Source organism: Hydrogenophaga sp., assembly GCF_030373245.1.
Classification (GTDB): Bacteria; Pseudomonadota; Gammaproteobacteria; order Burkholderiales; family Burkholderiaceae_C; genus Hydrogenophaga.
On the sequence record NZ_JAUCZF010000010.1, the window covers coordinates 24,647 to 33,327 of the forward strand.

Consider the following 8,681-nt stretch of genomic DNA (forward strand, 5'->3'; position numbering starts at 1 on the left):
GCCGCAGGCGGCGCGGGGGATCTACTTCGCCGCTGGCTTCTTGTTGAAGAAATCCGGCATGCTGAACTTCAGCGGCACACCCATCTTGTTGTTGATGTAAGCCTGCTGGATGATGGTCAGGATGTTGTTCGTGATCCAGTACAGCACCAGGCCGGCCGGGAAGAAGAAGAACATGACGGAGAACACCAGCGGCATCATCCACATCAGCTTGGCCTGCAGCGGATCGGGTGGCAGCGGGTTGAGCGCGGTCTGGATCAGCGTGGTCACGGCCATCACCAGCGGCAGGATGTAGAACGGGTCGGGCGAGGACAGGTCGTGGATCCAGGCCACCCAGGGCGCGTTGCGCATCTCTACACTGGACAGCAGAACCCAGTACAGCGCAATGAACACCGGGATCTGAATCATGATGGGCAGACAGCCACCCAGCGGGTTGACCTTCTCTTCCCGGTAGATCTTCATCATCTCCTGCTGCATCTGCTGCGGGTTGCTCTTGAGGCGCTCCCGCATTTCCATGATGCGCGGGTTGATCGCCTTCATCTTGGCCATGCTGCGGTAGGCGGTGGCATTGAGCCAATAAAAGGCCGCTTTGATCAGCACCACCAGCAACACGATGGCCCATCCCCAGTTGTTCACGAAGCCATGGATCTTCTCCAGCAGCCAGTACAGCGGCTTGGCCAGGATGGTGAGCCAGCCGTAATCCTTGACCAGCTCCAGCCCGGGAGCGATGGACTCGAGCAGCTTCTCGTCCTGTGGGCCGACAAACAGGCGCGAGTCCATCCGCTGGGTCTGGCCGGCCTCGATGGCGGGCAGGGCGGTGATGGCGCCAACGGCGAACAGGTTGTTGTCGACCTTGCGCGCAAAGTTTTCCCGTGCCACTCCGTCGGCCAGCAGCCAGGCGCTGGCGAAATAATGCTGCACCATGGACACGTAGCCATCGCTGGCCGACTTCACGAACTCGGCCTTGCCTTTTTCGATGTCGGCAAACTCGACCTTCTGGTACTTCTGCTGCTCGCTGTAGACGGCCGGGCCGGTGAAGGTGGAGTAAAAGGGCGTGTCGCTGCTGAGCTTGGTGCCGTCGCGCACGAGCTGCACATAGAGCTGGGGGCTGACCGGCTGGCCGCTGTTGTTGGTCACCTCGTGCGCCACGTCGATCAGATAGCCGCCGCGCCGCAGCGTGTAGCTCTTGACCAGCCTCACACCACCGACCTCGGCCGATTCAAAGCGCACCACCAGGGTGTCCTGACCATCGGCCAGCACGGTGTCTGTCGACACCAGGGTCATGGGCGTCTTGTGGGTCGGGAAACTGCCGCCAATCAACCCGGTCTGGGCAATGTAGATGCGATCACCCGCCTGCTCCAGCAGGGTGAAGGGCTCCACCGCCTGGTCCTTGCTCGACCCGGTGGCCTGGGCGTGCTTCAGCAGCTGCGCACCGATCAGCGAGCCTCCTTCGCTGTTGAAGGTCAGGCGCATCACGTCGGTGGTGACGGTGAGGCGCACCTGCGCCGCCGTCGGTGCGCCATCGGGCGCAGCGCCTGGCGCACCAGCCGCGCCACCCGGTAAAGCCGCGGGCAGGCTGGCGCTGGCCGCGGGCGTGGCCGCAGTGCTCGCCGGCGGTGCAGTCACTGCCGAGGAGGGGAAAAAGGTCGGCGCGTTGCCGTTGTGGATCTGCCATTTGTCCCAGATCAACACCATGGAGAAACCAAAAACCACCCACAGGATGGATCGACGGATGTCATTCATGACGGGTGCTTCTTTTCTGAGGAAGGAGAAATCAGGCGGGAAAAAAACGCGGGGGACTCGGCGGGCACAGGATCGTGACCCCCTTCGCACCAGGGTCCGCAGCGGCCCAGCCGTTTGATCGTGAGGTAACTGCCCGAGAGTGCACCGTGGCGCTCCAGCGCGCCAATCGCGTAGACCGAACAAGTGGGCTCAAACCGGCAGCTGTTGCCCAGCCAGGGGCTGAGCAGCAGGCGGTACGCCTTCACCAGCCCGATCAGGCCACGGCGGGGCCAGTCAGACAACATGAAACGACTCCGGACGGGTTGCCACCGGGGTCAGCACCCGACCCAGCAACAGTTCGAGTTCGGCGCGAACCGCGCGCTTGAGGAGATCGGAAGATGCGCTCACAAACTGCTTGCGACTGAACTCGCTGCGCAGCCGCACCACCCAGGCCGCCCGCGGCAGGCGATCGGCCTGTGCCCGGGCCAGCTCGTAGATCTGGCGCCGGATGGCGTTGCGCGTCACGGCTCTGCGCGCCCAGCGCTTGGGCAACAACACACCCACCCAGGCATCGGCCACCGGAAACAGCGATACATTCCCCGAGGCTGTGTCGAGCGCGGCACGGTGCAAGGCGAAATGGGGTGTTTTGGCCACAGGGGCGCCCGACATCACGGCCTGGAACTGCTGTCGGGACTTCAGGCGCTGAACCACAACTGCCTCGCCTGCGGCATTCATCATGACGCCGGCAAAGACCGTCGGCGCTCAGTCACGCGCTGCAGTCGGTTCAGACGGCCAGGCGCTTGCGGCCTTTGGCGCGGCGGGCGTTGATCACGGCGCGGCCACCACGGGTCTTCATGCGGACGAGGAAGCCGTGGGTGCGGGCGCGTTTGATCTTGGAGGGCTGGTAAGTGCGTTTCATGGTGCTTGAAGGGGAATCGGGGAAACCCGCCATTATCGCAAACAAACGCCTGATGCGGCAAGCACTTGGCCAGATGACCTGCGAGGTCACTTCAGGCCGCCGCTCGCTCAAAGGGTCCGCAAGGGGGTCAACCCGGGTTGTGGATAAGTGACCGAGGGGCCTACAATCGCCGGCTCGCTCTAAGCCCTTTATCCACAACAACAGCCTTGCCGCCGCCTCCCGCATGATCGAGGGCTCCCTCCCCATTTCGCCGTCTGCTGACCCCAGCTCGCTGTGGTCGACCTGCGTCGACCAGCTGGCGCAGGAAATCCCGGAACAGCAATTCAACACCTGGATTCGACCGCTGTCGGCGGTGGTCGCTCCCGACCACTCCAAGGTGGTGCTGGCCGTGGCCAACCGCTTCAAGCTCGACTGGATCCGCACCCAGTACGCCGGCCGAATCGCGGCTCTGCTGGAAGCCAACCAGGGCAGCGCGGTCACTGTGGAGTTGGTGCTTGCTCCGCGTGAAGGCCCCAGCAAGACTTCACCTGCTTCGCGGTCGGTACAAGACCAGGTGCTGTCGGAGCTGCCCGATCTGGCTCCGGTGGAGCCTCTGGCACACACGGGCCCGCGTACGCGCCTGAACCCGGCGCTGACCTTCACCACGCTGGTCGAGGGCTCGGCCAACCGCATGGCACGCGCCGCCGCGATTCACGTCGCGGGCAGCCTGGGCCAGCTCTACAACCCGCTGTTCATCTACGGCGGCGTCGGCCTGGGCAAAACTCACCTGGTGCACGCCATCGGCAACCACCTGCTGGCCGACCGCCCACAGGCCAAGGTTCTCTACATCCACGCCGAGCAGTTTGTGTCGGATGTGGTCAAGGCGTATCAGCGCAAGACCTTTGACGAGTTCAAAGAGCGTTACCACTCGCTCGACCTGCTGCTGATCGACGATGTGCAGTTCTTCGCCAACAAGGAGCGCACGCAAGAGGAGTTTTTCAACGCCTTCGAAGCGCTGCTGGCCCGCAAGAGCCACATCGTGCTGACCAGCGACACCTACCCCAAGGGCCTGGCCGACATCCACGAGCGCCTGGTGTCGCGCTTCGATTCCGGCCTGACGGTGGCCATCGAGCCCCCGGAGCTGGAGATGCGGGTGGCGATTCTGATCAACAAGGCGGCGGTGGAAAACGCCGTGATGCCGGAAGAAGTGGCCTTCTTCGTGGCGAAAAACGTGCGCTCCAATGTGCGCGAGCTCGAAGGCGCGCTGCGCAAGATCCTGGCCTATTCGCGCTTCAATCAGAAGGAGATTTCGATCCAGCTGGCCCGCGATGCCCTGAAAGACCTGCTGTCGATCCAGAACCGGCAGATCGGCGTGGAGAACATCCAGAAGACGGTGGCGGACTATTACAAGATCAAGGTCGCCGACATGTATTCCAAAAAGCGCCCGGCCAGCATCGCCCGCCCGCGCCAGATCGCCATGTTTCTCGCTAAGGAGCTGACCCAGAAAAGCCTGCCCGAGATCGGCGAGCTGTTTGGCGGGCGCGACCACACCACGGTGCTGCACGCGGTGCGCAAGATCGGCGCCGAGCGGCTGCAGAACAACGAGTTGAACCAGCAGCTGCACGTGCTGGAGCAGACGCTCAAAGGATGAACACCTACCCGCACCGGTGCTTTGATCGACCCTCTGTAAAAAGAGGAAAATAGAGGAGTTTGGCCTTGGCCGGCCATCCATAACAACAGACGCGCCTCTGGCGCGCACCCAGCTCACCAGAGACGAAAGAGCCCGACATGATCGTTTTCAAATCTACCCAGGACAAGGTACTGGCCTCGCTGCAATCGGTAGCCGGCATTGTCGAGCGCCGCCACACGCTGCCGATCCTGGCCAATGTGCTGCTGCGCAAGACCGGCTCCCAGGTGCAGCTCACCACCAGCGACCTGGAAATCCAGATCCGGACCACGGCCGAGCTCGACGGCGACAGCGCCAACTTCGCCACCACCCTGGGCGCGCGCAAGCTGATCGACATCCTGCGCACCATGCCGGCCGACCAGACCGTCAGCCTGGAATCCACCGGCGGCAAGCTCATTCTCAAGGGTGGCAAAAGCCGCTTCACGCTGCAAAGCATGCCGGCTGAAGACTTTCCGCTGGTGCAGGAATCGGCCAGCTTCGGCCCCGCATTCAGCGTGCCGCAGAAAACGCTCAAGAGCCTGCTGAGCCAGGTGTCGTTTTCCATGGCAGTGCACGACATCCGCTACTACCTCAACGGCATCCTGTTCGTGGCCGAAGGCAAGCAGCTCAGCCTGGTGGCCACCGACGGCCACCGGCTGGCATTTGCCTCGTCGGCGCTGGAAGTGGAAGTGCCCAAGCAGGAGGTGATCCTGCCGCGCAAGACCGTGATCGAGCTGCAGCGCCTGCTGTCGGACAAAGAGGGCGCGATCGAGATGCAGTTCGCCGCCAACCAGGCCAAGTTCAGCTTCGACGGCATGGAATTCGTCACCAAGCTGGTCGAGGGCAAGTTCCCCGACTACAACCGCGTGATTCCGAAGAACCACAAAAACATCGTGACACTCGGCCGCGTGCCGCTGCTGGCCTCGCTGCAGCGCACCGCCATCATGACGAGCGAGAAGTTCAAGGGCGTGCGCCTGAACATCGAGCCAGGCTCACTGCGCGTGGCCTCCAGCAATGCCGAGCAGGAAGAAGCAGTGGACGAGCTCGATGTGGACTACAGCGGCGACACGATCGAGATCGGCTTCAACGTCACCTACCTGATCGACGCGCTGCAAAACATGAGCCAGGAAATGGTGCGCATCGAACTGTCCGACGGCAACAGCTCCGCCCTGGTGACCAACCCCGACGACAACGCCTTCAAGTACGTGGTCATGCCCATGCGGATCTGACGCCACAGCGTCACCTGCTCCCAAAAGCCAACCCGCTCCCCAGCGGGTTTGGCGTTTCTAGCGAACCAGAAAAGCCTCCTATGTCCGACGAAAACAAGCCCGCCGAATCCGTCAACACCGGCGAGGCGAGCAGCCAGAGCTCCAATTTCCAGCCCACCATCGACGCCCACCAGGCAGGCGCGAGCGAGGGTTATGGCGAGGGCGCGATCCAGATCCTGGAAGGCCTGGAAGCGGTGCGCAAGCGCCCGGGCATGTACATCGGCGACACGTCCGACGGCACTGGCCTGCACCACCTGGTGTTCGAGGTGGTCGACAACTCCATCGACGAAGCGCTGGCCGGCCACTGCGATGACATCGTGGTGACCATCCACACCGACAACTCGATCAGCGTCACCGACAACGGCCGCGGCATTCCCACCGGCGTGAAGATGGACGACAAGCACGAGCCCAAGCGCTCGGCGGCCGAGATCGCGCTCACCGAACTGCACGCTGGCGGCAAGTTCAACCAGAACAGCTACAAGGTCTCGGGCGGCCTGCACGGCGTGGGCGTGAGTTGCGTCAACGCGCTGTCCATCTGGCTGCGCCTGATCGTGCGGCGCGAGGGCCAGGTGCACCAGATCGAGTTTGCGCGCGGCTTCGTGCAGAACCGCATCGTCGAAACGAAAGACGGCGTGGAAATCTCACCGATGAAAATCATCGGCCCGACCGACAAACGCGGCACCGAGGTGCACTTCCTGCCCGACACCGACATCTTCAAAGAGAACAACGATTTCCATTACGAAATCCTGTCCAAGCGCCTGCGCGAACTCTCGTTCCTGAACAACGGCGTGCGCATCCGCCTGAAAGACGAGCGCAGCGGCAAGGAAGACGACTTCTCCGGCGCCGGTGGCGTCAAGGGTTTTGTGGACTTCATCAACAAGGGCAAGACCACGCTGCACCCCAACGTGTTCCACGCCATGGGCGACCGCGCCAGCGATCAGGGCACCAACATCGGCGTGGAAGTGGCCATGCAGTGGAACAGCGGCTACAACGAACAAGTGCTCTGCTTCACCAACAACATCCCGCAGCGCGATGGCGGCACCCACCTGACCGGCCTGCGCGCGGCCATGACGCGCGTGATCAACAAGTACATCGAAGAGAACGAGTTCGCCAAGAAGGCCAAGGTCGAGGTCACCGGTGACGACATGCGCGAAGGCCTGTGCTGCGTGCTGAGCGTGAAGGTGCCCGAGCCCAAGTTCAGCAGCCAGACCAAGGACAAGCTGGTCTCCAGCGAAGTGCGCGGCCCGGTGGAAGACATCGTGAGCCGCCTGCTCACCGACTACCTGCAGGAGCGGCCGAACGACGCCAAGATCATCTGCGGCAAGATCGTCGAAGCCGCTCGCGCCCGCGAAGCCGCGCGCAAGGCGCGCGAAATGACGCGCCGCAAAGGCGTGCTCGACGGCATGGGCCTGCCTGGCAAGCTGGCCGACTGCCAGGAAAAAGACCCGGCGCTGTGCGAGATCTACATCGTGGAGGGCGACTCCGCTGGTGGCTCAGCCAAGCAGGGTCGCGATCGCAAATTTCAAGCCATCCTGCCGCTGCGCGGGAAGATCCTCAACGTCGAAAAAGCGCGCTATGAAAAGCTGCTGACCAGCAATGAAATCCTGACACTGATCACCGCCCTGGGCACCGGCATCGGCAAGGCCGGCGGCGAGGGCGGCAACAGCGACGGCAAAGACGATTTCGATGTGGCCAAGCTGCGCTACCACCGCATCATCATCATGACCGACGCCGACGTGGACGGCGCCCACATCCGCACCCTGCTGCTCACCTTCTTCTACCGCCAGATGACCGAGCTGGTCGAGCGCGGCCACATCTACATCGCGCAGCCACCGCTCTACAAGGTGAAGGCCGGCAAGGAAGAGCTGTACCTGAAAGACGGGGCGGCGCTCGACGGGTTCCTCCTTCGCATCGCGCTGAAAGACGCGAAAGTGTCCACCGGCGGGGCGATCAACACCGTGCTCGAAGGCGACACGCTCGACTCGCTGGCACGCAAGCACCAGGTGGCAGAAAACGTGATCGCCCGCCTGTCCAACTTCATGGATGCCGAGGCGCTGCGCGCCATGGCCGACGGCGTGAGCATCAAGCTCGACACGGTGGAAGAGGCCGAAGCCAGCGCCATCGCGCTGCAGGCCAAGCTGCGCGAGCTCAGCACCACCGGCGTGCCCGCCGAGGTGGCGGGCGAGTTTGACGCGCGCACCGACAAACCCATTCTGCGCATCAGCCGCCGCCACCACGGCAACATCAAGAGCAGCGTCATCACGCAGGACTTCGTGCACGGCGCCGACTACGGCGCGCTCGCCACCGCCGCGGAAACCTTCCGCGGCCTGCTCGGCGAAGGCGCCAAGGTCATGCGCGGCGAAGGCGACAAACAGAAGGAAGAAAAGGTGAGCGACTTCCGAGTGGCCATGCAATGGCTGATCTCGGAAGCCGAGCGCACCACCAGCCGCCAGCGCTACAAAGGCCTGGGCGAAATGAACCCGGCCCAGCTCTGGGAAACCACCATGGACCCCACCGTGCGCCGCCTGCTGCGCGTGCAGATCGACGACGCAATCGAAGCCGACCGCGTGTTCACCATGCTCATGGGCGACGAGGTTGAACCGCGGCGCGATTTCATCGAGAGCAATGCGCTGCGGGCGGGGAATATCGACGTTTGATGAGCGTTGTAGGCGTAGGGCGCCAGAGTAAGTGCGACTCGCGCCACAGTGCTGCGACTGGCGGTCGCTAGTTAGTGCGACTGACCTACTTCGCCTAGGGAAGCACGAAAGCCCAAGGTTGGCGATGTAGGTTTGCGTTACATCTCTGGGAGGTGCTGCCCCGGCCGATTTTTTGGTCTGGCGGTCGCTAGTTAGTGCGACTGACCTACCGGGCCGGGCGTCAGCTACGAGATAGAAGCACGAAGGGAACGGTTCAGACGCGGCCGTTCGAATCACCAGGCCGGTTCCGTGGCAAGAGAATCTCGAATTCGCTGAGGATCAGAGCCAGTGAGGACGACTGCTTCAGGGTGTTGGTGCCAGGGCGGGCTGCGCGGCCTCGCTAGTTCCATCCCTTCCCTCGTCAACTACTGCTATGCAGCTATTGTGTTGAAAAACTCCGCTGAGCCTCAATTCTGGCCCGCGGTTTGCATGCC

The 8,681-nt window shown here is 63.1% G+C and carries 7 protein-coding genes; 3 read left to right on the forward strand and 4 right to left on the reverse strand.

The window, feature by feature from the left end; genetic code table 11:
• Nucleotides 1-21: 21 nt before the first annotated feature.
• The 4 genes from yidC to rpmH are packed head-to-tail and all read right to left on the reverse strand — an operon-like array spanning nucleotide 22 to nucleotide 2,638.
• Nucleotides 22-1,740, reverse strand: a complete 1,719-nt coding sequence (gene yidC, locus QUV25_RS18200; protein ID WP_300866156.1) for a membrane protein insertase YidC — start codon at nucleotides 1,738-1,740, stop codon at nucleotides 22-24.
• Nucleotides 1,737-2,024, reverse strand: a complete 288-nt coding sequence (gene yidD / locus QUV25_RS18205) for a membrane protein insertion efficiency factor YidD (RefSeq protein WP_300866158.1) — start codon at nucleotides 2,022-2,024, stop codon at nucleotides 1,737-1,739. Before yidD ends, yidC begins: the two co-directional genes overlap by 4 nt.
• Nucleotides 2,014-2,457: a ribonuclease P protein component gene (locus QUV25_RS18210; RefSeq protein WP_300866160.1), complete on the reverse strand. Its 444-nt coding sequence runs from the start codon at nucleotides 2,455-2,457 to the stop codon at nucleotides 2,014-2,016. Before QUV25_RS18210 ends, yidD begins: the two co-directional genes overlap by 11 nt.
• Before the next feature lie 46 nt (nucleotides 2,458-2,503).
• Nucleotides 2,504-2,638, reverse strand: a complete 135-nt coding sequence (rpmH, locus tag QUV25_RS18215; protein ID WP_066096666.1) for a 50S ribosomal protein L34 — start codon at nucleotides 2,636-2,638, stop codon at nucleotides 2,504-2,506.
• Between the two features lie 223 nt (nucleotides 2,639-2,861).
• On the opposite strand from rpmH, the gene dnaA reads away from it, so the two are divergent.
• From dnaA to gyrB, 3 genes are all read left to right on the forward strand, one after another.
• Nucleotides 2,862-4,268, forward strand: coding sequence for a chromosomal replication initiator protein DnaA (gene dnaA / locus QUV25_RS18220; protein ID WP_300866163.1), 1,407 nt, complete (start codon nucleotides 2,862-2,864; stop codon nucleotides 4,266-4,268).
• A 137-nt stretch (nucleotides 4,269-4,405) separates the two neighbouring features.
• Complete coding sequence (dnaN, locus tag QUV25_RS18225) at nucleotides 4,406-5,512, forward strand: DNA polymerase III subunit beta (RefSeq protein ID WP_300866166.1); 1,107 nt, start codon at nucleotides 4,406-4,408, stop codon at nucleotides 5,510-5,512.
• A gap of 80 nt (nucleotides 5,513-5,592) precedes the next feature.
• On the forward strand, nucleotides 5,593-8,208 hold the full coding sequence (gene gyrB, locus QUV25_RS18230) for a DNA topoisomerase (ATP-hydrolyzing) subunit B (RefSeq protein WP_300866169.1): 2,616 nt from the start codon (nucleotides 5,593-5,595) through the stop codon (nucleotides 8,206-8,208).
• The last annotated feature ends 473 nt before the right edge of the window (nucleotides 8,209-8,681 follow it).